The organism is Shewanella sp. BJSY2023SW005 (assembly GCF_047314585.1).
In the GTDB taxonomy this organism is placed as follows: Bacteria; Pseudomonadota; Gammaproteobacteria; order Enterobacterales; family Shewanellaceae; genus Shewanella; species Shewanella algae.
This window is the reverse complement of sequence record NZ_JBKORJ010000038.1, coordinates 30674-53788: the sequence shown is the minus strand read 5'-3', so window position 1 is coordinate 53788 and position 23115 is coordinate 30674. Positions and strand designations below refer to the sequence as shown.

The 23115-nt window shown below is 49.8% G+C and carries 21 protein-coding genes; 6 read left to right on the top strand and 15 right to left on the bottom strand.

What is annotated here, in order from left to right; translation table 11 throughout:
- The first annotated feature begins 186 nt into the window (after positions 1-186).
- Entirely contained in the window at positions 187-1839 is a 1653-nt protein-coding gene (locus ACMHXI_RS12230) for an HAL/PAL/TAL family ammonia-lyase (protein WP_107111847.1), read from the top strand.
- 67 nt (positions 1840-1906) lie between these two features.
- Here ACMHXI_RS12230 and ACMHXI_RS12225 read toward each other — a convergent pair whose 3' ends face one another.
- Positions 1907-2602, bottom strand: a complete 696-nt coding sequence (locus ACMHXI_RS12225; protein ID WP_101060204.1) for a hypothetical protein — start codon at positions 2600-2602, stop codon at positions 1907-1909.
- A 343-nt stretch (positions 2603-2945) separates the two neighbouring features.
- Here ACMHXI_RS12225 and ACMHXI_RS12220 point away from each other — a divergent pair, with 343 nt between their 5' ends.
- From ACMHXI_RS12220 to urdA, 5 genes are all read left to right on the top strand, one after another.
- Complete coding sequence (locus ACMHXI_RS12220; protein ID WP_025010620.1) at positions 2946-3686, top strand: helix-turn-helix transcriptional regulator; 741 nt, start codon at positions 2946-2948, stop codon at positions 3684-3686.
- A gap of 1 nt (position 3687) precedes the next feature.
- A complete protein-coding gene (locus ACMHXI_RS12215) occupies positions 3688-4350 on the top strand; it encodes a response regulator transcription factor (protein WP_025010621.1) in 663 nt (220 codons plus the stop codon).
- A 2-nt stretch (positions 4351-4352) separates the two neighbouring features.
- A complete protein-coding gene (locus ACMHXI_RS12210; RefSeq protein ID WP_109248451.1) occupies positions 4353-5564 on the top strand; it encodes a sensor histidine kinase in 1212 nt (403 codons plus the stop codon).
- 278 nt (positions 5565-5842) lie between these two features.
- On the top strand, positions 5843-6607 hold the full coding sequence (locus ACMHXI_RS12205) for an outer membrane protein OmpK (protein WP_109248452.1): 765 nt from the start codon (positions 5843-5845) through the stop codon (positions 6605-6607).
- A gap of 42 nt (positions 6608-6649) precedes the next feature.
- Positions 6650-8404, top strand: a complete 1755-nt coding sequence (gene urdA, locus ACMHXI_RS12200) for a urocanate reductase (protein WP_025010623.1) — start codon at positions 6650-6652, stop codon at positions 8402-8404.
- Positions 8405-8466: 62 nt separating this feature from the next.
- On the opposite strand, the gene ACMHXI_RS12195 is transcribed toward urdA, so the two are convergent.
- From ACMHXI_RS12195 to ACMHXI_RS12130, 14 genes are all read right to left on the bottom strand, one after another.
- The gene (locus tag ACMHXI_RS12195; RefSeq protein ID WP_028780574.1) at positions 8467-8808 is read right to left on the bottom strand and encodes a DUF5713 family protein; all 342 of its coding nucleotides are present in this window, start codon (positions 8806-8808) and stop codon (positions 8467-8469) included.
- A 20-nt stretch (positions 8809-8828) separates the two neighbouring features.
- On the bottom strand, positions 8829-10568 hold the full coding sequence (locus tag ACMHXI_RS12190; protein WP_413735049.1) for a hypothetical protein: 1740 nt from the start codon (positions 10566-10568) through the stop codon (positions 8829-8831).
- A 36-nt stretch (positions 10569-10604) separates the two neighbouring features.
- Positions 10605-11018, bottom strand: a complete 414-nt coding sequence (locus tag ACMHXI_RS12185) for a hypothetical protein (protein ID WP_025010627.1) — start codon at positions 11016-11018, stop codon at positions 10605-10607.
- 49 nt (positions 11019-11067) lie between these two features.
- Positions 11068-15060, bottom strand: coding sequence for an IPT/TIG domain-containing protein (locus ACMHXI_RS12180; protein WP_345875272.1), 3993 nt, complete (start codon positions 15058-15060; stop codon positions 11068-11070).
- A gap of 66 nt (positions 15061-15126) precedes the next feature.
- Positions 15127-15807: a TadE family protein gene (locus ACMHXI_RS12175; protein WP_028780577.1), complete on the bottom strand. Its 681-nt coding sequence runs from the start codon at positions 15805-15807 to the stop codon at positions 15127-15129.
- A complete protein-coding gene (locus ACMHXI_RS12170) occupies positions 15804-16271 on the bottom strand; it encodes a tetratricopeptide repeat protein (RefSeq protein WP_025010629.1) in 468 nt (155 codons plus the stop codon). Before ACMHXI_RS12170 ends, ACMHXI_RS12175 begins: the two co-directional genes overlap by 4 nt.
- Positions 16256-16609 (bottom strand): DUF192 domain-containing protein, encoded by a 354-nt coding sequence (locus ACMHXI_RS12165; protein ID WP_025010630.1) that lies wholly within the window; start codon positions 16607-16609, stop codon positions 16256-16258. Before ACMHXI_RS12165 ends, ACMHXI_RS12170 begins: the two co-directional genes overlap by 16 nt.
- Positions 16606-17469, bottom strand: a complete 864-nt coding sequence (locus ACMHXI_RS12160; protein ID WP_044733386.1) for a type II secretion system F family protein — start codon at positions 17467-17469, stop codon at positions 16606-16608. The genes ACMHXI_RS12165 and ACMHXI_RS12160 overlap by 4 nt, the downstream gene beginning before the upstream one ends.
- A 14-nt stretch (positions 17470-17483) precedes the next feature.
- The gene (locus ACMHXI_RS12155) at positions 17484-18335 is read right to left on the bottom strand and encodes a type II secretion system F family protein (protein ID WP_025010632.1); all 852 of its coding nucleotides are present in this window, start codon (positions 18333-18335) and stop codon (positions 17484-17486) included.
- Entirely contained in the window at positions 18328-20034 is a 1707-nt protein-coding gene (locus tag ACMHXI_RS12150; protein WP_025010633.1) for an ATPase, T2SS/T4P/T4SS family, read from the bottom strand. Before ACMHXI_RS12150 ends, ACMHXI_RS12155 begins: the two co-directional genes overlap by 8 nt.
- A gap of 9 nt (positions 20035-20043) precedes the next feature.
- Positions 20044-21345, bottom strand: a complete 1302-nt coding sequence (locus tag ACMHXI_RS12145; RefSeq protein WP_025010634.1) for a type II and III secretion system protein family protein — start codon at positions 21343-21345, stop codon at positions 20044-20046.
- Positions 21342-22250 carry a Flp pilus assembly protein CpaB gene (gene cpaB, locus ACMHXI_RS12140; RefSeq protein WP_028780580.1) on the bottom strand — a complete coding sequence of 303 codons (909 nt, stop codon included), beginning with the start codon at positions 22248-22250 and terminating at the stop codon, positions 21342-21344. The genes ACMHXI_RS12145 and cpaB overlap by 4 nt, the downstream gene beginning before the upstream one ends.
- A 14-nt stretch (positions 22251-22264) precedes the next feature.
- Positions 22265-22456, bottom strand: coding sequence for a hypothetical protein (locus ACMHXI_RS12135; RefSeq protein ID WP_025010636.1), 192 nt, complete (start codon positions 22454-22456; stop codon positions 22265-22267).
- Position 22457: 1 nt separating this feature from the next.
- On the bottom strand, positions 22458-23114 hold the full coding sequence (locus ACMHXI_RS12130) for a hypothetical protein (RefSeq protein ID WP_025010637.1): 657 nt from the start codon (positions 23112-23114) through the stop codon (positions 22458-22460).
- Between the last annotated feature and the right edge of the window lies 1 nt (position 23115).

The window sequence follows — 23115 nt, the reverse complement described above, 5'->3', positions numbered from 1 at the left end:
TTTCCTAACTGAGTTAATTAAAAAAGAATTTTATATTTATACCAGTTTTTATTAGCTGCTGGATAAATAACTTATATAAGTAAAGTAGTGCTTTAATGTGGCAGCCATTTAAATTATCAATAGTGCTTTTGGCGTTCACATTAATAAGTTCTGATTAAGTCGTTTTATTCTTGGAGAACAGTGTTGATGAGAGGCTTATCCAATATATTGATAGTTTCGGCAGTGGCTTTACCCCTGGGGTGCGCTTCTGCGGCAGAGGTGATTACCCTGGATGGTCAGTCACTCAAGATAGAGCAGCTACTGCAGCTGAAAGATAAACAAGTGCAGGTGGCTCTCAGCAAAGAAGCGCAAAAGACAATTCATGCAAGCCATGAACTCCTGATAGATTCTGCCCGTAAAGGCACTCCCGTATACGGGCTCACCGTTGGGGTGGGCAAGAACAAGGATACCCCGGTATTTGGTAAAGACGGTTCTTTGAGTGCCGAAGCCCGCAAACTGTCGGAAGATTTTAACCGCAATATGCTGTTTACCCACTCGGCGGCCAGTGGCCAACCCATAGCGCCGGAAACCGTGAAAATGGCGATGACGATCCGCCTGAATCAGATAGCCACGGGGCATGTGGGTGTGCAGCCGGACGTGGCCCGCATTTACCAGGAGTTTATCAACGAAGACATTATCCCCGTGGTGCCGGAAGATGGCTCTGTGGGGTTGAGTGATATCCTGTTGGCCTCACACATAGGCGCCGCCATGATGGGCGAGTGGGATGTGTTCTACAAAGGCCAGCGGATGTCTGCCGCCAAGGCGATGAAGCAGGCCGGGATCAAGCCGCTGGTGCCCTTTGGCAAGGACTCACTCTCGATTCTGTCCAACAACGCCCTGGCAACGGCACAGGTGGTCAACGCCATTGGTGATGCCCGCCAGATCATTCAATTCTCTCCCAGACTCATTGCCGCGGCCCTTGAAGGGATCAACGGCAATATCAGCCCTCTGCTACCTCATACCCTGGCGGCCAGACCTATGCCGAATGTCGAGAAGGTAGGTCAAGAGATTTTGACCAATCTGGAGGGGGGATATCTATTCCAGCGTGACGAGAAGCGGCCGTTGCAGGATGCGCTATCCTATCGCGGTGCTCACTGGCCTGTGGCCCATGCCATGTCGCAGCTGCAGCAGTTGGAAACCTTGGTGAATATTCAGATTAACAGCTCTGATGATAATCCTACGGTTTACATCAATGCCAAACCCGGACGTTACGCCGAAGCCCCTCAAGTGGCACAGTATTTTACCCAAGGGCCGGTATCTGGGGCGATTAACTCCTCGGCCAACTTCGATACCATCCAATTGGCGTCCCAGACCGAAGCCTTTATCAATGCCATGGCGCAGTTGGGCAAATACTCCAGTAATCGCCAGATCAAGTTGATTGACCCTTACTTCACAGGTTTGCCAAGAGCCTTGGTCGACCCTGATGATGCCAATGGTCAGGCTTTCTATACCCTGCAGAATGGCTTCACCGCCCTGTTTGTCGAGATAGCCCATGCGGCCAATCCCGTGTCCTTCTATGGTATAGCCAACCAAGGCGGTATCGAGGATAACTTCAGCAACTACTTCCAGGCCGGCAAGAATCTCAGCAAGGTGGTGGATGGCGTGGCACGCATCTATGGCTTTGAGCTGATGCAGGTGGCCCAGGCGATGGACCTGCAGAAGAAAGTGAACCACAGGCAGTTGTCACCCCAGAATGAACAACTGTTAAAGGCGCTGCGCAAACAGGTGGCTTACTACGACAAGGACAGGTTGTTTACCCCGGATGTCGAGGCCTCGACTCAGTTCCTGATGAAGTTCTAAGGAAACCAAGCCCCGGTAGGATTAACCACCGGGGCTCTTTGTTTAGGGAATCGGGAATAGCCTTTGCTCACTGGGTTTTCGAGCCACATTCGCGGCTTGGACACACCGTCTCGGCGGAAATGCTCCAGGCTCCGGAGAAGTCATTGTAGATAAATCTCTGCTCTGAACCGCGGGCGCTGAAGTGCACCACGAACGGAGTGAATTGGGGCACACCTGCCTGCGCCGCCAGTTGAGTAATGGCCAACTGGGCTATAGGTGAGTCTGGCTCTCCCAATTCAGCCAGCTGTTCTGTACTGAGTTCCAGATGTCTGGGGCTGTCACTGAGTGAGGCGTTTTGAACTACCTTGGCAATGGGGATCTCATGCAGCCTGGCATTCAGCCGTGAATAGGCAGCATATTGCGCAACCCTCTGTTGCAGCGCCGCTTCGCTCACCCCCAGGCTCTTGGCCATATTGGCTCTACGCGCCTGAACCAGCTCCCTGAGTTCGCTTCGTTGCTGACTGGAAAGAGCCGAGAAGGCCATTCCGGCCCCCAGAGTTTGGCTGTAAGTGGTTGAAGACAGTATCGGCTCGCCCAGTGTCTTGTCACCGGCCATCAGCCGGTTCAGTTCGGCGGAGAAGTGAAGGTAGGCTTGCGGATCTTGAAAGCCAAAATATTCCGCATGGGCTTCAATGCGTTGCAGCGTACCCGAGACAGGTTCTGCGATTGCGGTAGATGAAGTATAACCTGCTGAAAAGCATGCTAATAATATCCATTTGTTCATCTTGTATATCCTTATACTTTACTGAGTACGAATATAATTAACAGCCTTGGCTTTCAGGGTCAACGGTTTCATTGTTCGGAAATTCAACAGCAAACAGACAGGGGTTCAGTGAGCTCGAGGCCACTATCGCTGCCATTGGCGGCAGGCATGCGCTATAAACAGCGGCTCGAAGCTGGCCTTATCAGCATAGTGGAGGTGACGTGAAAATAACGTCAAAAACTCCGTAGTTTTTACATGGGGTTACATTTTTGCAGCCTATTCTAAATATCTGTTTCAACTGTCTTTGTTCAATTCGTAGCCTGAGTTATGTTGGCTTTGATTCTTATTCTTGAGGAGTAATCGCATGAGTACAGTATTGAATCAGGCTGCACTCACGGAAGCACAGAGCAGTTTCAGACAAGTACTGCAAACCGTCGGCCCGCTGATCGCCAGGCTGGGGTTCCAGGGGTTCTGGTTTCAGGGGCTGCCAAGCAATGCCAGGGAGTATTTGGAACACCCGGAAAATCAAGGCTTGTTCGCCCCTGTGTGGCTGCGAAGGCCAATAGCCTCACTGGCTTCCTCCGGTAGGATAGCGACCCTGCAACAGTACTATCTGGAACATTTTGCCCGCAGCGACAGTAACTTTGCCGAGTCTTTAAGCGCAGATAAAGCCTGGCGGTATCGCTGGCAAGAGCACGACCCGGTAAAAACTTTGTTTGCCAAACATGGTTACGACACTGTTCTGAGCTTTCCTGTCCCCAGCTATGCCAACCCGACCTGGTTTGGTCGTTTCATATTGCTGGCATCGGGCCGTCCCGAGCCGGATCCGGAACGGGTACAGCAGACCTTGATCTTGGTGCAAAGTCTGCTGTTTGAACATGACAGGCAGAGGTTCAACCCCTTTCTGCAGAGCCGGATCTTCAAGGCCAATGCCAGAAAAGTGCTGCGAATGGCCGCAACCGGACTACAAAATCATGAGATCTCTGATCGACTGCACATTAGTGTTCGTGGGGTTGAATACCATATGGAGTCAATGCGCAAGAAACTGGGTGCCAGCAACAGGGCAAATCTGATCCATCTGGCCCATCAATTTGAGTTGATCTGACATGTTAATTCTGCTGGTCGAAGATAATCGTCTGTTGGCAAACAATATTATTCAGTACCTGGCGATAAAAGGCATTGAATGTGACTATGCCGAAACCCTGGCTCAGGCCAATGAACTGCTGAGACAGCAGCATTTCGATGTGGTGGTGCTGGATCTCAACTTGCCCGACGGGGACGGTGTTCGAGCATGCCAGGGCTGGAAGGCCCAGTGTATGACCACGCCGGTGATCATGCTGACCGCCCGCAGCGGTTTGGATGACAGGTTGAGCGGCTTCGATGCCGGCGCCGATGATTATCTGATCAAACCCTTCGCCATGGAGGAGCTGGTGGCCCGCCTAAGAGTCGTGGCTCAGCGCCGTCCGGCACCACCAAGATTACAACTGGGTGAGCTGGAGATGGACTTTGGCAAACACGAGGCCTATCGCCAAGGGCAGTTGTTGTCCCTGAGCCGCACCGGCTGGCAGATACTGGCCTTGCTGGCTCGCCGCAGCCCGGAAACCGTGGAGCGGGAAGAGATAGAGCGTATGCTCTGGCCCGACTGCCCACCTGACAGCGACAGCCTGCGCAGCCATCTGCATCTGTTGCGGCGGGTGGTGGATAAGCCGTTCGACAGTCAACTGATCCACACCATTCGCGGAGTAGGACTCTGCCTGAGGAGTGACTGAAGATGATGCCCAAGTTCAGCCTCAAGCGCAGCTATCAAATTTACGGGCTTATTTTTCTGGCGGTCACTCTGGCCATCAATAGCATCATCCCCCTTTGCATGATGTGCACCGGCATGTTTTCCATGCATGAGATCACTCTGCGTAACGCAGGGCAGGCGGCTGAAGCGGTGTTCCTTCAGGGCAGCACAGAGCTGGATACCGACAACATCAGCGTGTTTGCCGACTGGCAGCGGGTGCCGGATAAGATCAAAGCTATCAATGACTTTCAGCCTCCCACTGCAGAAACGGGTATTCGTTATCAGCATCTTGATGGCCCCTATATCGATGCCCTGAGTGTGCATTACACGGCTTCAGGCCAGCCGCTGTATCTGTGGCTGCATTATGATGCCACCCATGATCTTGTTTTTGCGCCCAAGAACATGACCGCCATTTTATTGCTGATAGTGATGACCTTCGGGGTGGTGGCCAGCCTGGCGTTTCATATGCAAAAGCAAGTGATCACCCCGGTGCACAAAATCAGTCAGGCGATCAAACAGCACGACTGGCAAAGCATGAATGGCTTCAGTTTTCCCAAACAAGGCTATGCCGAGCTGCAATCGATAGTGGATGCGCTCAATACTTCGCTGCAGCAGCTACAAAAGGCCCAGCAGCGGGAACTCAACTTCCTGCGTTTTGCCAGCCACGAACTGCGCACTCCTGTGGCTATCTGCCAGTCATCCTTTGAGCTGCTCACCTTGCAAAAGGGCAAGTTGACCGGACCAGTACTTGCTGCCAGCCAGGCGACGGCGCAGATGAAGTCCATCATAGAAACCCTGTTGTGGCTCACCAACAAGAGCAGCACCAGGCTGGAGAAACAGCGCTTGGCTCCGGCCGAGTTGTTGCAGCAGCTGGCAACTGAGCAGGAGCACGCCCAGGGCAAGCAGGGGGTTATTCAATTGGATTGTGACGATACCCAACTACTGGTGCTGAAAGAGCCTCTGTGCATCATGCTCAATAATCTGCTGCGCAATGCGCTCGAGCATGGCACTGGCGAGGTCAAGGTGGAGCAGCGGGGCAAGTGTATCCGAGTCAGCAACTCAAGCTTACAGGATGGCATGGGAGGTTTTGGTCTGGGGCTGATGTTGGTCAAGCGACTGGCGAAACAGCTGGGTTGGCAGTTCAAGGAATATCGGCCACCGCAGATGTTTATTGCCGAGATAGAAATTACAGATTAAAGGAATGTGTGAGCTTAGGCTTATATTTATAGATTGGCTATTAATATTTTAAAAAGAGATAGCTTGGTCTGTCTCTTTTTAATTTGTTTGACGGAATTTTCACTTAACTTGTGGTCTCCTGTTATCTACTTCCTTAAACCACAGAGTTTATTTTTTTAAGGATTGTAATCGACCAAGATCACAGCTGCTATTGGTGGCAATTAATTATTATTTTCTCGTCCAATTCATGTGTTTAAAGTTTTCAATTACTTGGCATTGTATTTGTCTGAGGAAATATTATGAGCTCAAAATGGTTGTTGAGTGGGGTGGTACTGGCTATGGCATTTTCTGCCAATGTGCAGGCCGATGTAACCAAAACAAGTCTGGATCTTGGTTATAAGTTTTATACCAGTGATACCAAGGATGATAACCCTGGCGTCTTTAACCAACCCTTTCTCAAGCTGAATCATTTGGGTTTGGCCGATTGGGGCAGTTATTTCGCCAATATCAAGCTGGAAAACCCGGGTGAAGTCGCGGAAAACCAGAAGAATGAAGATGGTAAAACCACTTTAAAATCATTGGCAATCATAGAGCATAAGCTGGGTGAAAGCGGTTTTAACTTTTGGGCCCAGAACTTTATCTCTGCCAGTGAGACTCTGGTCGAAGACAACCTGTATCTGGGGGTTACGCACAACAGTAAGTTTGGCGATTTGGCGCTGAACTACGGGGTTGGTTTTAACTATACCTTTGGTCATTTCTCACCAACAGATGAGAACTTCAATGACATTTCAGGTTATGCCCTGGTGCTCAATGCCAAATACCCGCTGAGTTTTGCCGGATTGAAGCACAACTTGTCCGTCAACTACGAAGCGCAGATAGACAGGGATGAAGACCACCAAAAGCTGTTCAGTTACGACAGCTATGGGCACCAGATCATTCTGGGTTGGCAGACCCAATTTACCGATGCCTTCTACGGCAAGTTGCACCTGACTCAGTACGACAGTTGGGGTGCACAGTACAACGACGGTATCGAGTATGGGTTGGCTTTTGGATACCAGTTTTAACAATGGAGCCAGGCTCCCTTTTTTAATCGACAGGAACTGAATATGCAGTTGAACAAATCCGTTTTGGGCGTGGCCGTATCCACTGCCGTGGTGATTACCGGCTGTCAGGTGACCCATGAGATCATCAAGAGTCAGGGGACTGCCCAGGGCAAGCATGGTGAGATCCAGGTAGAAACCAGCATTCAGGATGGCCGTATTGTGGCTATCGATGTGCTGAAGCAGAAAGAAAACCCTGTGTTGGCCGCCGCCGCATTCAAAGATGTGAAACAGGCCATCATAGACAACAACTCTGTAGATGTTGACGGGGTTTCCGGTGCGACCGTGACTTCCAATGCCCTCAAAAAAGCCGTGGCTGCCAGTGTTGAAGCCGCAGGTGTGACTCTGGTTGCCGCCACGGCCACCGCCAAGCATGGTGAAGCCCTGACGCCGGCCGAATACACCTATGATGTGGTTGTGATAGGTTCTGGTGGTGCCGGTTTCAGTGCCGGTCTGGAGGCCATGGAAGCTGGTGCTTCTGCCGTCATCATCGAAAAGATGCCCATCATAGGTGGTAACTCGCTGATCTCCGGCGCCGAGATGAACGTAGCCGGTAGCTGGGTACAGAAGAGCATGGGAATTACCGACTCCAAAGAGCTGTTTATCCAGGACACACTCAAAGGGGGCGACTTCAAGGGTGATCCTGAGATGGTCAAGGTGATGGTAGACAATGCCGTCGATGCCGCCGAATGGCTGCGTGACTATGTCAAGGTTGAGTACTATCCCAACCAGCTGTTCCAGTTTGGTGGTCACAGCGTCAAGCGCGCCCTGATCCCCAAAGGCCACACGGGTGCCGAAGTGATTGGCAAATTTGCCAAGAAGGCCGAAGAAGTCGGTCTGCCTATTCACACCAACACTACCGCCGAGCGTCTGCTGATGGACAACAATGGTCGGGTCGTCGGTGTTGAAGCGACCAAAAACGGCAAGAAGATCACTTATCATGCCAAGCGCGGTGTTGTTGTCGCTACCGGTGGTTTCTCTGCCAACGTGGCCATGCGTAAGCAATACAACCCAGAGCTGGATGAGCGTTACGGTACTACGGGTATTGCAGGTGGCACAGGTGACGGTATTGTCATGGGTGAGAAGATCCACGCCGACACCCGCAACCTGGGCTATATCCAAACCTATCCTATCTGTAACCCAGAGACTGGCGCAATTGCCCTGATCGCCGACTCCCGTTTCTTCGGTGCGATTCTGGTTAACCAAAACGGTGAGCGCTTTGTGGAAGAGCTGGAACGTCGCGATGTGATCTCCCATGCGATTCTGGAACAACCCGGTCGTTACACCTATGTGCTGTGGAACAAGGACATCGACGATGTGGCCGGTACCATTGGTATGCACCAAGGTGAATACAAAGACTTCACCAGCCGTGGTCTGATGTATGAAGTGAATAGCATTGAAGAAGCCGCCAAGGTGTTCAACATTCCGCTGGAAAACCTCAAGAAGACCATCAAAGATGTGAACCACTATGCGAAAACCGGTAAGGATGAAGCCTTCAATCACAGAGCCGGGCTGGTGGACTTGAGCAAGGGCCCATACTGGATCCTGAAAGCTACGCCATCGGTACACCACACCATGGGTGGTCTGGTAACAGATACCAAGACCCACGTACTGAATGAACAAGGCAAGGTGATCCCAGGTCTGTTTGCCGCCGGTGAAGTGACAGGTTTGACTCACGGTACCAACCGCCTGGGTGGCAACGCCTATACAGACATCATTGTCTTTGGCCGTATCGCCGGTCAGCAGGCTGCCGCCAACTAAGCCTTCGAGCTACTCATAATCTCCCCTGAAAACAAAAACGGCCCGCAAGGGCCGTTTTTTTATCACCAATCTCTGGGGGAGATGGCTTGTTCGATATCCAGACTATCGAAGCCATAAGCACGGCTGATGATGTAAAACTCATCGGCGATGCAATCCCGGGCGACTGTCTCCAGTTCACTGCCGTTGGCTTCAAACTCATCTTGCAGCTCATTGATGGCCAGGGTAGCGGCGTGAGTCAGTTGCAGCAAGGCGCCTTCATCCTCGGGCTTAAGGGCTTCTATCTCGCTGCACAGTTGCAGCAATACGTCTTTGAGTTTATCGACCAGAAAATCCGGAAAATAGCCGTCCAGATACATAGGCGCCAACAATTGCCGCTGCTGGATGACGGGGTTGGTAACAGACATTAGTCTTCCTCATTACTTGCTCAATTGGCCTGCGCCAGTTGTTTCAGATGTTGATACAGGGAATCGCTGAAGCTTTGCTCGTAGGTGAGTCGCAATTGCTGCCTGCCGGCATCGAAATCAAAGGCGCGGTAAATATTCACTTCAATGAGTTGGTCACCTTGGATCAGATATTGGCTGGGCAGAACCTTGTCGGCCAGCTCTGGATTGTCCAGCAGCTCTGTGATCTGCAACAAAGGCGCACCACTCGGGCTTTGGATTAGCTGCCACTCGTAGCTTTCAGGGGTATCGCCAAAGTTCAGCGTGAAACGCTGCTCGCCATCCAGGGTAATTTCATCCTCTGTTGCTATAGGCCAGAAGAGGGTAATCAGCGCCCTGGAGTCGAGATCTTCGGCGTTGGCAACCGGCATCTCCCAGGAAACAAACTCTTCATTCCGGCACATTACATCGGCTTGCTGCGCCGTCCAGATGCGGTAAACCTGCCCAGGCCATTCTAGCTTGGCCAACTGCAGCGCGGCCGGGGTACCTGCCAGCAAGGTTTGCCAGTCTTCGGCGCCGGCCTGGTACTTGTCCACCTGCATAGTGATTGGTACCTGAGTACCATCATAGAAGGTATGTAGTTGATTGCCTTCGATAACCGGCGCGCTTGGGCTATAGCCCTGATCCTTGCGATCGGCATTTATCCAGCGCTCCATTTGAGTATTCCAGCACTCGTTGGCGACCTCATCTCCCAGAGTGACATCCTGGGCCAGGACCTTGCCTTGGTTGACACTTCCGGTCAGAAACTTGGAGGGGTCGCCATATTGCAGGGTGAACACCTCCGATCCGCCAGTCAGCCCCAGATCAAGCAGATGAGCTTGCTCATCATCTTCCATCAAGCCATTGAGTACTATCACCCAATCATTGTCGTTCATGGTTTTGTCATCAATAGGTTCCAGGTAACCCAGGGCAACCATGGCGTTGTTTACCTTGTTACGCACCTCTTGGGGATCTGTGGCCAGGAATGTCTCCGCTGTTTGACCACTGGCGGCGATCAACTGCCGCAGCTCATTCAGGGTCATGGCGAGGGTCTGCTCGGCCGCCAGAATGGCCTCATGATTGCCTTCACCGAGTAGCTTTTCTATCTGAGCTTCAGTCAAAGCGTGAATGTGCTGCAGTAACCAAAATGCCTCGGCAAAGGCCGGCGCAGCTGTGACTTCGGCAGCAAGCTGGTAAGGATTCTCGCTCTCCGGGGCGAACAGCTGGGAATATAGCTGCCTGAGTTCCTGAAGCAGGTTATCGCGCTGGGCGTCACCAATGCCCGCTTGCAACATCTGCTGTAAACGACTGAATTCCAAATGGGTCACTAGGTTGATGGCACCCGTATGCTGGTTCAGGGCAAAGAGCTCCAGACTACCGTCATCAGCAGTCTGGGCAGCGACACTCTGCTTGTTGTGTTGCTGTTTGGCTGAGGTATTGTCACTGGCCTGCGGTAACCAGCTGGCCAGCAGATAATAGTCGGGCGTTGGGTCATCGCTGCGCCAATCGAGCTGATACTTGCCATCGTTGTCGGTAGTTGTTGTGGGCTCATCAGCATCGCAAGACAGGTTACGATTGAGATCGGCGCAGACATCGGCCCCCGGCACAGCACCCAAATAACTAACCTGGCCCTGAACACTAATATCAGTCGTAACAGGTGGTTGATTGTCATCTGAATCGGAGCCGCCACAGGCAGAGAGCAGCGTAGCACTGAGTGCTACCGACAGGAGGGAAAGTTTACGCATATTGATTCATCCTTGAGTTAAGTTCGTCAAAACGGGTTAAGGCAACTTGGAAAGAAACCAGCCTTTATCGGTTTGGAGAAATTTGCAGCTGACAGAAGAACGGTAGTTTTCTCCTTCTATCAGTAGCTTAACCCGCGCTTCCTGAAGCGCACCTTTCTGTTGCTTGCTTTTGCTGGGTTCGCTGTAACTCACATCTTGGGGCGTAATGGTGCCGAGAGTCTTATCTTGATACCAACGCTTGTGTGAACGGGCCAGTATTTGGGCTGCATGCTCTTGTTCCTTGGCACTCGCTTCGTAGGGCATTAGTGCCACAAAGGCTTGTACATCCTGGTTTTTGATGATTTCAAAACTATCCAAGCACTGTTGAGTCAGCTTCTCATTTGGTTTGGCCGCCACTGGCAGCGTGAAAAGGGTTACTCCAAGTGAAAGATATGCAAATGGAATTTTCATTATTCAACTCCTTGAAACAGGGAAGAGCCTTACGGCTCTTCCCTTGATTTTATTCCTGCTGCAGATTGCGCAACGGCTGATATTGACTACGAGCCTTCTGTTGGGGAGTTCCGACTTCGACCTGGAATTGTTTGACGCTATCTTTCAATAGGTCACGGCCTTCCAATTCATCCCCCGAGACAGAGAGAACATCGCCTTCAAACTGGATGTAATAGGTGCCTATCTCATCTTCAGCCCGGATCCCTACCAGTTTTACTGTGTGGGTGCCTGAGGTAAGCGGTATTGATAAGGGGCCAACCTGGCGTTGCGGGCTACTGCCATCGGTCAGTACTTTATCATCGACAACCAGTTTAAAGATATCGTCGTTGAAGTTGCCGTTATCACCGAAAGTGATTTCCAGTAGATGGGGTACTTCAAACTTGAGTCCATTGCTGAGCTCGTTATCTACTTCCACAGTGACATTACCCGAGACAACATTATTGGGGACTTTCACCGTTAGTTTCCCTGGCTCGACCTTGTTGATAAAGGCAACGATACGTTCACCATTCTTACCGGCGAATGTGACTCTATTATCTGCTTTGGTTTGGCTGAATCCCAAGCCTTCGATGACGACTAAGTCACCGGGTTGGCCGCTACTTGCTTTCAAACGTATGATCTCAAGGCCATCACCAATCTTGATTTTTACAGGTGACTCAGCGCGCTGCCCTCTGTGCTCAACAGCAACGGCGATAGGACCGACAGCGTTTTTCAACATAGAGCCTGGAACGCTTATTTTCAGCAGAGTGCCATCCTCGGAGACAGATTCATATTCACGCTCTTCATAAGCATTGTTGCCCTCATCTTTCAGTTCGGTTAAGGGTTCTTCATCAAACCAATACCAACGTTCGTTAATGCCAAACCCTGTGCCGATGATAGACAACGGCTTGTCTATAGGCTCTGCTTTCATAATGGCAGGGTCTATGTCGACAATTTGCATCCCCCAAGTGAGGGTAAAGTCAGACTTCACCGGTACGCCGACCATATCTGTAATGGTCTTGAGCTGGTCGATCAATATGTCTGCTACCTGGGCGCCAGTTTTTATCGCTTCCATTTGGCCAATAAAAGGAGCCCATTTGCGTAACGCGGCTCCGGCAGCCAAGGCTGCCAGGTCTTCGGGCTTTACTCCCATACTTTGCAGCACTGCTGTAGTGATGGGGCCCAATTTGCCTCTATTGGCAGGATCGTAGAAGACTTCTATTTCATTTTTATAGAATTCTATCGCAAGCTGTTCCAGGAAGTTGGCAAGGTCAGTTCCAGTAACATTGTCATCCTTATAAAGTTTTTCAGTTTCCTCTATCAGCTTGGGTGAGTACTGGATCACTAACTTGGTGATGACCACGGGGTCGAATCCTGCCGGTTCATAACCTACCCCGATTAAAATAAGGTCAAAAAACTTAAGCAAGATACCGTCTATGACGGTGCGAATTGCCAAGTATTGGCGAGCTTTGAGGTTGGCCTCATCATAGGCAGACTGATTACGAAAGCTAAATGGTGAAGGCCCCAAAGGAGTATCTACACCCGGAGCGAGAACTTGGTAAAGGCAATCTTGATAGGGACAAACATTGTAGTACTGATCTTTGGACCAAAACTCCAGACCAAAGTATGTTCCAGATTGCGGTCCTATTATATTGCCATCCCAAGCTGATTGAGCGTGCTTGCGCAGCGGACTATCCAGCTTGGACTCATCATACTGTCCATTTTCACCCAGAGGGATAATCATGGTACTCAAATAAAGCCGGGTACGATTTTGCAGCTCTGAGCAGCCATCGTACTGGAGTTTGTTTTTCTGTTCTTTGGTGATCTCGCTGTTATTGGGACAGCTTGGATCCGACGGTAGCCAATTATCGAGGAAGTTAGTGGCCGCAAGACTATAGTCAAAGTAAGCCGTACCATAATTGGTGATGTTTGGTTTAATGCTTCCGGTTGCTGAAGCTCGCTTGACCATGGCCATAGCCATTGGAGAAGCATTGAATGACTGGGCTTTGGCTGTGTTGCCAACCTGGTTCTGACTATAGCGCTGATATATCTTGTTGCTGTTGCTTATTAGCAACAGGTTTGTTGCTTGAGATAATTGCTCCAGTGCCATTGGAGAACTTTGCAGCATGCCAGCGAAGTGTTCCTGCAGTTCTATGAACTCAGGATAAGTCACTATGGTGTCGCGAAAATTAGCCAACGAAGCCTGTGGGATCTTGTCAACGCCAATAAAGTCCAGCACGTACTTAAAAGTCGTACTGTTTATATCCAATGTCAGTTGTTGTTCGCCTGGTAACAAGTAACTGTTTAGATAAACATATCCCTGACTATTATCTGCAGTAGGAACAAAGGCTGTGACAGGAGTCAGCCGATTCTTAAAGACTTTAATGTTTGCCCGACCGTTGTAATCCAGTGTCGTTGTGGTATTCAGCAGTGTTTCTACACGTACACCTAAGGGATCAACACCGCCTACAGAGGTGAGGGTAACTTCTGCTTCTTTGAGTACATAGTATTGTACTTGGTTGCTCTGTCCCTGGGCGTTGTTGATTTGCAGCGTACCGTCGACAAGTCCTGTTGGGACGTTCACTCTCGCAGAATGGGCTGTATTTGAAATGACCTCCAAAGGTATTCCATTGGCTGTCACTGTGATATTGCCATTTAGGCTGTCACCATAGAGAGTCACCTGGGCGTTTTCGTCAAGCATCACTGCGCCGGCTGTGCTGATAACCGGGGTGCCTGCAGGCTGAAGTTTCAAAGCTCTCGCATTGGTGCGCAGAGCACCATCAGAGACAAAAACTTCACTGGCACCTTTGGGCAGTACTGTAGTGATAAGACCTGAGGCTTGAGTTAAAGGTAAGTTGATTGGAGGTAAGCCTTCCCGGGTGATAACCAAAAAGTGTTGACCGGCAGATAAGGGAGAATCCAATTCTACGTTCAGTGTATCGCCTTCGCGGAAAAACCTGACTTTGGTATCGTTATGGACTGTATAGGCCTGCCCCAGGATAGCTACGGAGCTGATACTGACGGCGGTCAGCCTGTCCTGATCATTGATATCCAGGACGCCATCATTGTCATCGTCCAAGTCCAGAAAATCAGGGACTCCATCAAGATCTCTGTCCAAAGGGTGCTTGGGATTGTCGCCGGCCTCAATGGCATCAGCGATGCCATTGCCATCGGAATCCAAATCGAGGAAGTTACCCTGACCATCGCCGTCTGCATCGGCGCCACCCTCAAATCCATCACTCAGGCCATCACCATCACTATCTGTGTCATACCAGTTGGGAATACCATCGCCATCTGGATCAAAGTCATCGGCTGCTAAACCATACAGATACTCCAGAGTATCGGGTATCCCATCTTGGTCTGAGTCATCACTCTCTGGATCCATGCCCAATGCCAGTTCTTGCTGGTCATAAACTCCATCACTGTCACGATCAGCAAAAATACGGGCGCTGTAGCTGAAGCTAGGACGGCCATCAAAGTTAATATCGTTGACGCCAATGTGATAAAGGCCATCTTTGAGAATTTCAACGCTGATAGCGACTTTCTTGAGCACAGGATCTATTTCCAACTCACCAAAGTTGAGTGCATTACCCTGAGCATCAGAAAAGTAGATATTGGGTTTGAAATCCGGATCCTCATAGCTGAGCATCAAGGTATAGAATTGACCGGCTTCTCCTTCAAAGGAAAACAGATCGCCATTGTCTGATTTTTGAGAAATGGCTCCTCGCACCGTAAATGGGGGAGCCATTCCTGCCTGGGTTGCGATTGAGGGGTTATCGTTGGGTTCTTGCTCAATAATTTGAGGAAATTGATGTTTTGTTGGATCAAAAGGGTAATCATCCCTCTCATCCAGAATACCGTCATTGTCCTCATCACGTATTTCCCAGCTACCTTCATGGCTGGGTGGGTCAACCGGGTCTGGGTCAGTTGGATCCGTCGGGTCGGTTGGATCTGTTGGGTCAGTTGGAACTTCCTGACCCGGGCCTTCATCTGGCTCTAGCTCACCATTACAACCACCGGTCAGCATTATCCCGGCTATCAGCAGAGCCAGGTAAGTTTTTTTGGACATGATTTACTTCCCTATAAGTGTTGGTTACATCCTGAAAGGAGTTTGCATACGCATAAGGCCATCAGAGACCATAGCAAGATAAATATCCCCGGTAGCTCGGCTGAGCAGATTGCACTCCAGTTGCTCCTTGCTGGGCATGTATAGTGGCGAACTGACAATCTCTCTGAGTACATAGTTGGCAAAGGGAACGATTAACTTTTGGCACCAGCGAACTTCTATTTGTAGAAGATTCGCATCCTGGATGTTCAGTTGTCGGTTATTCCCAAGGTTTTGTAACGCCGGATTACGGTACATAAGATTATTGTTGGGGATTTCATAGAGGCTCTTGCCCTGGTAGGTGGACCTTACTTTAAAGCGATCGAAGACCTTCTTATCCGGGCTGAGAATGGTTATCTTGGCTTGGGTTGTCACCGCAATCCTGGCTTTGGCTAACGCTCCCAAGGTACCTGTCAGGCTGGGATCCTGATTGTAAAGGGGCATCATACCTTCGCTCAGCCCTTTACGTATGGCACTCAAACTACCGTGATTGAGGGCTCCTGAGCGCACGGCTTTGACGGTTGCAGCATCCAAGGTGCTCTTGGCGGAATAGATAAATCCCCATTGAACGAGCAACATCATGGCAACCAATACCAGTGGCATCAGAAAGGGCAGAGCGAGGTTAAACTCCATCATCGCTTGGCCTGTTTGCGATGTTAACCGTTTCATCTCGCGGCCTGCTCCGGGCTGGGTTCACGTTGCAGTTCGTAGATGGCTTGGAGCAACGCTTTTATTTGCCTATGAACCACAGAACTAGTGTCACCATGCTGTTGGGCTATTTCCAATACCTGAGCAGATTGTTTCAAGCGTACCAGGCTCATGTTATACCAAGCTTTTTGATTGTCTGGCTCAAGCTCAATGCAACGTTGATAGGCCGCTATGGCAGCATCTTGACGTCCGGTTCGGGTATAGATGTTGCCCAGACGAAACCAACCGGGAGCGTAATTGGGAACAGATCTCAACACTTCGAGGTACAGACTTTCGGCCTGATCCATCATCGCCAGCTTGTAGGCATGTTCAGCTCTGGCTTGTATCTCCATGATAGCCTGGTTGCCCTGGTGCTGTGTTTGAGAAGCGCACCCTTGCATAATCAACATCAGGGTGCACATAAGCGTGATTAGGAACTTTTCCATCTGAGTGTTTCTCCTTCATGGATTTGGGCCTTGGCTGCTGTTCCATTTACCAGCTCAAGTGTGTGATGGGCGCCATGGCAAAAACTGCTGCGCCAGGGTTTGAGTTCGGAAACCACTTTGAGGACTGTGTGCTGGGCATCCAGATACACTATGTCCAGCGGATAACGCATTCCTATAGTGTGTACCGAGCTGCAGGGGCTGATTAACATTCCCTGAGAAGGTGTTAATTTTGGCCTTCCCAGTAACCCTCTTAGACGCAGCCAGGGATTGTTGGCCAGAAACACTTGCCCTAATTCATAGCCTGAGGCTGTAATAAGTGTCTTGGTTTCCATCTTCATAGCTCGTACATAAACTTCATAACTATCGGGAAAAGAAGAATCATGAAGGTGACAGGGAAGATGAACACTATGAGTGGGAATACCAGCTTTACTGGAGCCTCCAGGGCTTTCTTTTCGGCACGTTGGAAACGTTCTACTCGGCGCTGGTCTGCTTGAATTCTAAGTGTTTTACCCAGGCTTGCTCCGGTTCTTTCTGCTTGAGCCAAGGCACTTACCAAGCTGTTGATTTCGGTTATTTGTACCCGTTCGGCCATATTCCTAAAAGACTGAGCTCTGGACATCCCGGCGCGCATATCGCGGATAACCTTTTCAATTTCAATTTTTAAAGGCCCTTCTGGACCGCGTTCAACCGCTTGGGTCAGCGCACCAGTCATATTCAAACCGGCTTCGATGGACATGGTCAGATAGTCCAGATACACAGGCAGCACTTTAACAATGTCTAGCTGACGCTTCTTACGCAGATCGTTCAGTGTCATCACGGGGAGGAAATAACCAACAATGGCAGCAAAGAGCAGGTAGCGGCTGTTGACCTCTCCCAGCATCGCGGTTGCTGCCAGCATCAGTCCCACTGCAAATAGCGTGCTGAGGATCCTGATGGCGAAGTATTGCTCGGCGCTCATGATGTATGACAGGCCGGATATCTGTAGTTTCTTGGAAACCCGTTCCAGATAGTCGACACTGAGCTTCTCACTGATGTAGAAAGCCAATACTTGCACCAGTGGCCAAATTATTTTTAACCCAGGTGAAAGCGGATCCATGAACTCCCTGTTATCGGGAGGAACCCGGCGATAAATCCTTGCGCAACTGATAATGGTGAAGCCCAAAGCACAGGCGTAGCAGAGGATGATCAGATTAACCATGATTGCGGCTCCTACTACACATCGATAGTGACTATCTTACGAATGGATATGTAACCGCAGAACAGCATCAATACGACGACTGCGATGGTGAGCCAGCCCAAGGGCTCGGTAAAAATGCGTCCCATGGCATCCGGCTCCATGTGATTGAGTACTACCCCGATAAACACTGGTAGCAAGGTCATCACTAATCCCTGAAGCTTACCTTGTGATGTTAGCGCGTCTATCTTGCCTTCCATCTCCAGCTTTTTTCGCAGTGTACTGGACAGCCTTGACAGTACTTCAGCCAGGTTTCCCCCTACTTCTCGGGATATTTGCATACCGGCAATCACTAACTGAAATTCGGGTTCAGGAATTCGAGCATACATGTTGTTCAGAGCGGTATTGAACTCTACCCCCAAGCGTTGCTCCCGCAGAAACAACTGAAATTCCTGCCGTATGGGGGCATCCATTTCCTCAGCCATAAATTCAATGGCTGAGGTGGTATTGGCGCCGGACTGCATTGAAGAGGCGATCATATTAAGTGCATCAGGCAACTGTTCGACAAACTTACGTTGGCGACGCTTACGTAGATAGCGATATGCAAAGCGTGGCAGCAGAGCCAATATTATGCTGAGGACAATACCCAGTATCAAAGAACCAAACAGCAACCAAACTAGAAATGGCACTGATACCAAAGTAATAATGTTCATCAAAAACAGTTGCTGCGGTTCGATGAACATGAACATATCGGCAAGGTTTGTACTGGCTGATGTGGTGAATTTGTCCTGATATTCTCTGGCCCAATTAGACGACAGGTGCCTCAATGACCACACCAGCAGCACCGCACTGATACCAATGCAACCTATGATGAACAACGGACTACTCATGGCGAGACTCCCGCTCAAAAATATCCAGTTTGACCTTGATACCTTGTTGCCTTAAGCGCTCATAAAACTCCGGGACAGAACCGGTTGCCGTATAGTAACCCTGTACTTTGCCGTGCTCGTTGAAACCCGTCTGTTGAAAACGGAATATCTCCGAGAGTTGCACTATGGAGCCTTCAATGCCGGTGACCTCGCAAATGCTGGTAACGCGACGAGAACCATCGGCGAAACGTGATTGCTGGACTATGATATTGACGGCTGAAGATATCTGTTCACGAATGGCTTGTACCGGTAATTCCATGCCAGCCATCATCACCATGACTTCCAGCCTTGAGATACAGTCTCGTGGTGAGTTTGAGTGGGCTGTAGTCAGCGAGCCGTCATGCCCCGTATTCATGGCCTGAAGCATGTCCAGTGCCTCACCTCCACGGCATTCACCGATAACGACTCTGTCAGGACGCATCCGAAGACAGTTTTTGACCAGATCACGGATCTCTATGGCGCCTTTACCTTCCTGGTTGGCTGGACGAGCTTCCAGTGAAACCAGATTTGGTTGATAGAGTTGCAACTCGGCGGCATCTTCAACTGTGATAATGCGTTCGCTTTCCGGAATAAAGTTGGAGAGAACATTCAACAGGGTTGTTTTCCCTGAACCTGTACCACCAGAGATAACGACATTTCGCTTCTGCTTAACTGCAATTTCCAGAAAGTCAGCCATTGCCTGACTCATAGAACCAAAGCGCACCAGATCACTACAGTTCAGTCGCTGCTGCATAAATTTACGTATGGTGATGCATGGGCCTTTAAGAGCCAAAGGTGGTATTACTGCATTAACCCGGGAACCATCTTTAAGACGCGCATCCACCATGGGTGAGCTTTCATCTATGCGTCTGCCTATTGGTGTAACTATTCGCTCTATGGCGCCCAATACGGCCTGATCATCTGAAAAGGCAACGTCTGAAAGAAACAGCTGGCCGGCTTTTTCATAAAAGATCTGATCATGACTATTAACCATGATTTCAGACACTTCAGGGTCTGCAACCAAGCCTTCCAAGGGGCCAAGCCCTATGGTTTCATCCAGAACTTCTTCTATTAGAGAGTTGACTTCAATCTCTGCAGGAAGCTGCATTTGGCTAATGATTTGCTGGATAAGAGACTCACTCTGCTGGCGTAGCTCCTGGTCGCTCATCTCGTTGACGTTGACCCTGCGAAGATCCATCTGTTTCAGCAGTTCTCTGTGTACCCGTCGGCGCCACTCATTTCTGAATTGAATATGATCCAGCTTGGCATTGGTCATAGCCAGTGGTTTCATGTTCCTAGTGCTTTCAACGTCTGCAACCTGCTTGTCAGCAGGATTCTCCGGTGGGCATTCTGCTGACGAATCTTTATTGTCGAACTGGTATTCGGGATCTTGATTAATCACGCGAAGCTGATAATCCCCTACCTGTATCCTGTCTGTTGTCTTGAGTGGACCGAAACGCTGCCGCTTTTCGTCATTCACCCTGATACCGGTGCGGCTCTTGTTGTCTTCCACGAAGATGCCTTCTTCATCCTGTATGAGCGTGGCGTGCAAGCGTGAAACTTTGAATCCTCTCAAGACGATAAGGTTGTCTGGATCTTTGCCTATTTGGCACTGGGAATGAATACATTGAAACTCACCGACCCGGGTACCTTTATTGGTGCTCACCATAATACTGAACATATACCGCTCCTAGTCCAGGATGTAGAAGGCTTCTAGCTGGTCAGCTTCTGCCGCCAGTTCTTTACCCCGGGCCAACTGTGCTTCGTGCTCTTCATGACCCGGATAAACTATTGTAGGGGTAACGAAAATAACCAGTTCGGTCTTGTTTTCCCTAAAATTACGTGACTTGAATAGTTCTCCCAGGATGGGAATATCACCAAGCAGTGGAAAACGGGAAACGGACTTTGACATTTCGCTGTTGACCAGCCCTGAAATCACCATGGTTTCTTTGTTTTTGACGTTGATTACGGACTCTGCTTTACGGGTGAGTAGGCCGGGAACATCATCAATAGCAACTGAAGGGTCAATCGCACTGACTTCGGCTCGCACTCGGCTAATGATATTTTGATGTTCGTCCACCTCAGGTTCGATATCCAACTTGATCCCATATTCCTTGAATTCTACGGTGACGACGCCCAGGGCTGAGGTCATAGGGATGGGGAACTCGCCTCCGGCCAGGAAGCTGGCAGCCTCACCACTTCGAGTGGTGAGGTTGGGTTGCGCCAGCATGCGGGCATCCCCCTTTTCGGCCATCAACTGAATCTTGGATCCAATTCCGGTAACTATGCCGAAATAACTCCATCCTCTGGTATCCAGAACACCAATGCTGTCTGAAATAGCCTCATTGATGGTGCCGACATAATTGCCAGGAGATGTCACACTGAAAATGGGGTTGGCAGTAAAGGCTTTAGCTGCACCAAAGGCTGGGCCTGACATAACTGAATCCCATTGAATACCAATGTTGTTAAGACGAGATTTATTGAACTCGACTATCTGCACCTGCATTTTCACCATGGGAACCATGTCCGGGGCATATTGTTTGAACTCAACAAGTGAAATCAGGTTTGGGTGACTGGCCAGTATTTTTTCAACGACGCCTTTATGTTTCTCATCGACTTCTCCCTGAACGACCAGTAGCTCATTGGATTGAGTCACGCTTAGCTTGGGGAAAGAAGCCAGTAGATGCTGGATATTCTGGATGCTGGTCAGTTGGTTTTTGGCATAAACAGTGACACTGCGCTTGATGAGTTTCCCATTTTTTTGCCACAGCTGAAGGTCTGAGACACCTTCAGACTCACCTATTAACAATACTCCTTTATCATCAATGACTTTGGCACTGAGAATTGCACCATTTCCGACCACAACGCGTTCAACATTGTTGACCTTATAGAGCTCCACTGCGCCGACATAAAGCGAGAGAGGAGGGTTGTTATGGGCAAAGGTCTGCCATGGCAACAGCAAGGCTGCCAGAAAGAGGATGAAACTTCTCATAATGCGGTTCTTGTCTCTTGTTGGGTGATTTGCAGCTTAGGCTCGGCTGCATCTGGATTTGGGTATTCTTGATATTGGGTTTGAACGCCGCCGCCACCGACAATAATCTCTACCAGGCGACTATTGTCAGAAGCTGATTTTTCAAATATTTCATCCTGATACAGGGAAGCAAACTCCAGTGGCAAAGTTTCCTGTTGATTACGCAATAGAGTGACAAATGAACCTTTGTTGCGGGCCAAGGACACCCTGGCTGCATCATCCACGGATAAAGCCAAGGTCACAGTATTGTAGGAGGCGGGATCTTCAAATAGGGTGTCTGCCAGTTCATCAGGTACTTCCTGGCTGCGTCTGCCTGTTGCCAATACAGTGACGTCTTCCAGAAGTAGCTGTAACTTCTTGCGATTGTTGTTGTTGTCACCCAGCGGTTCGTCATACGCCAACAATAGATCGATATGATCAGATGGAACCAACATTCCGGCCGTTGAGTTAATGACATCAATCTCGATAGTCACTGCACGTTGGCCTTCATCAAGCATGTCGGAAAATTTACTGACACCATGGCCGGGTACATAAGCAGTAAGCAGGGGTCTGCCGGGAGCCATCGGGTGTAATAGCATCTTGCCGACCACCTCACCGAATTGACTGGGATGGTAGGCTTCCAAGGGGACTATATCGGCTCGTATTTGCCGTACGGTCATATTCTGCTCAGAAATGATCATACCTTTTTCAAGAGGTTGATTGGCTACAAGCACGTCAGCCATCACGACATCACTGTCACTGAGTTCAGCTCTGAGCTCGGCTTCCCGCTGCTCGAAATATGATTTGGTTGCAAAGGCTGCGACACCACCCAAGGCGATGGCAACCAGCAGCAGGATCCAGTTAAAGTCTATCGATTTCAGTTTCATCTTTTGTCTCAATACTAAAGAGGTAATGCAGGCAGTGATTTGGCATAGGCGAATGCGGTATACCAAGCTCTGAGAGCCTCCAGGCACAGCTCGACCACATTCTGGTCGCCTTGAGATTCTATTGGGGTCAAGAGTGCGGCGACCAAGGCACCGCACACCACGAGATACTCAAAGCTTGCTTGTCCTTTTTGGTTTTTGTTTAACACCTTAAATCCCTTCCATAACTTGGTTAGCGACCACGTAAACCAAGCCATTTTTTCGGTTTATGCTAATGTCCAGAGTGTTGCTTCCCTGGGTGAGCATCAGGGTGCCGATTTCGCTATCCAGATAGGTACCAACTTCGCTCCAACCCTGACGTTGAAAGTGACGTTGGTAGTAATGGAAGGTATCTGCCAGTGTGCGGTTGCTGTTGAAAACCAAGGTTCGGCCACTCTTGAAGAGATCCTTTGAACTGACATCAGACAACACAGTGCTACCGCTCGGCATTGGAAATGCCAACTTACTATGGACTGGGCTACCGGGATCTTTACTTATGCCTATGTAAGCTAGAACACCATCAAAGTCTTTCCTTATTCGGGCGGTTAACAGGAAAGGTGGTTGCAAGCTATTGATGATGTAGTCTTGGCCAAACATCTGTTCATCAAAGCGTTCACTTTTGCCCTGCCATTGGCGTTTGAAGAAGGCTGCGGTCATCATCTGATTGCTTTTATCCCGCATCACCCAAGTTGCCATGGGAGTGCCTTGATAAACCATTTCTTCAGCTACCACTTCCACGGTGGCGGAATCGGGAAACTGTATTTCAGGCCATTCAGCGGCCAGCAGAGGAAGGCTGAGAAACCAACAGCCCAAAAGGAGTTGTTTCATA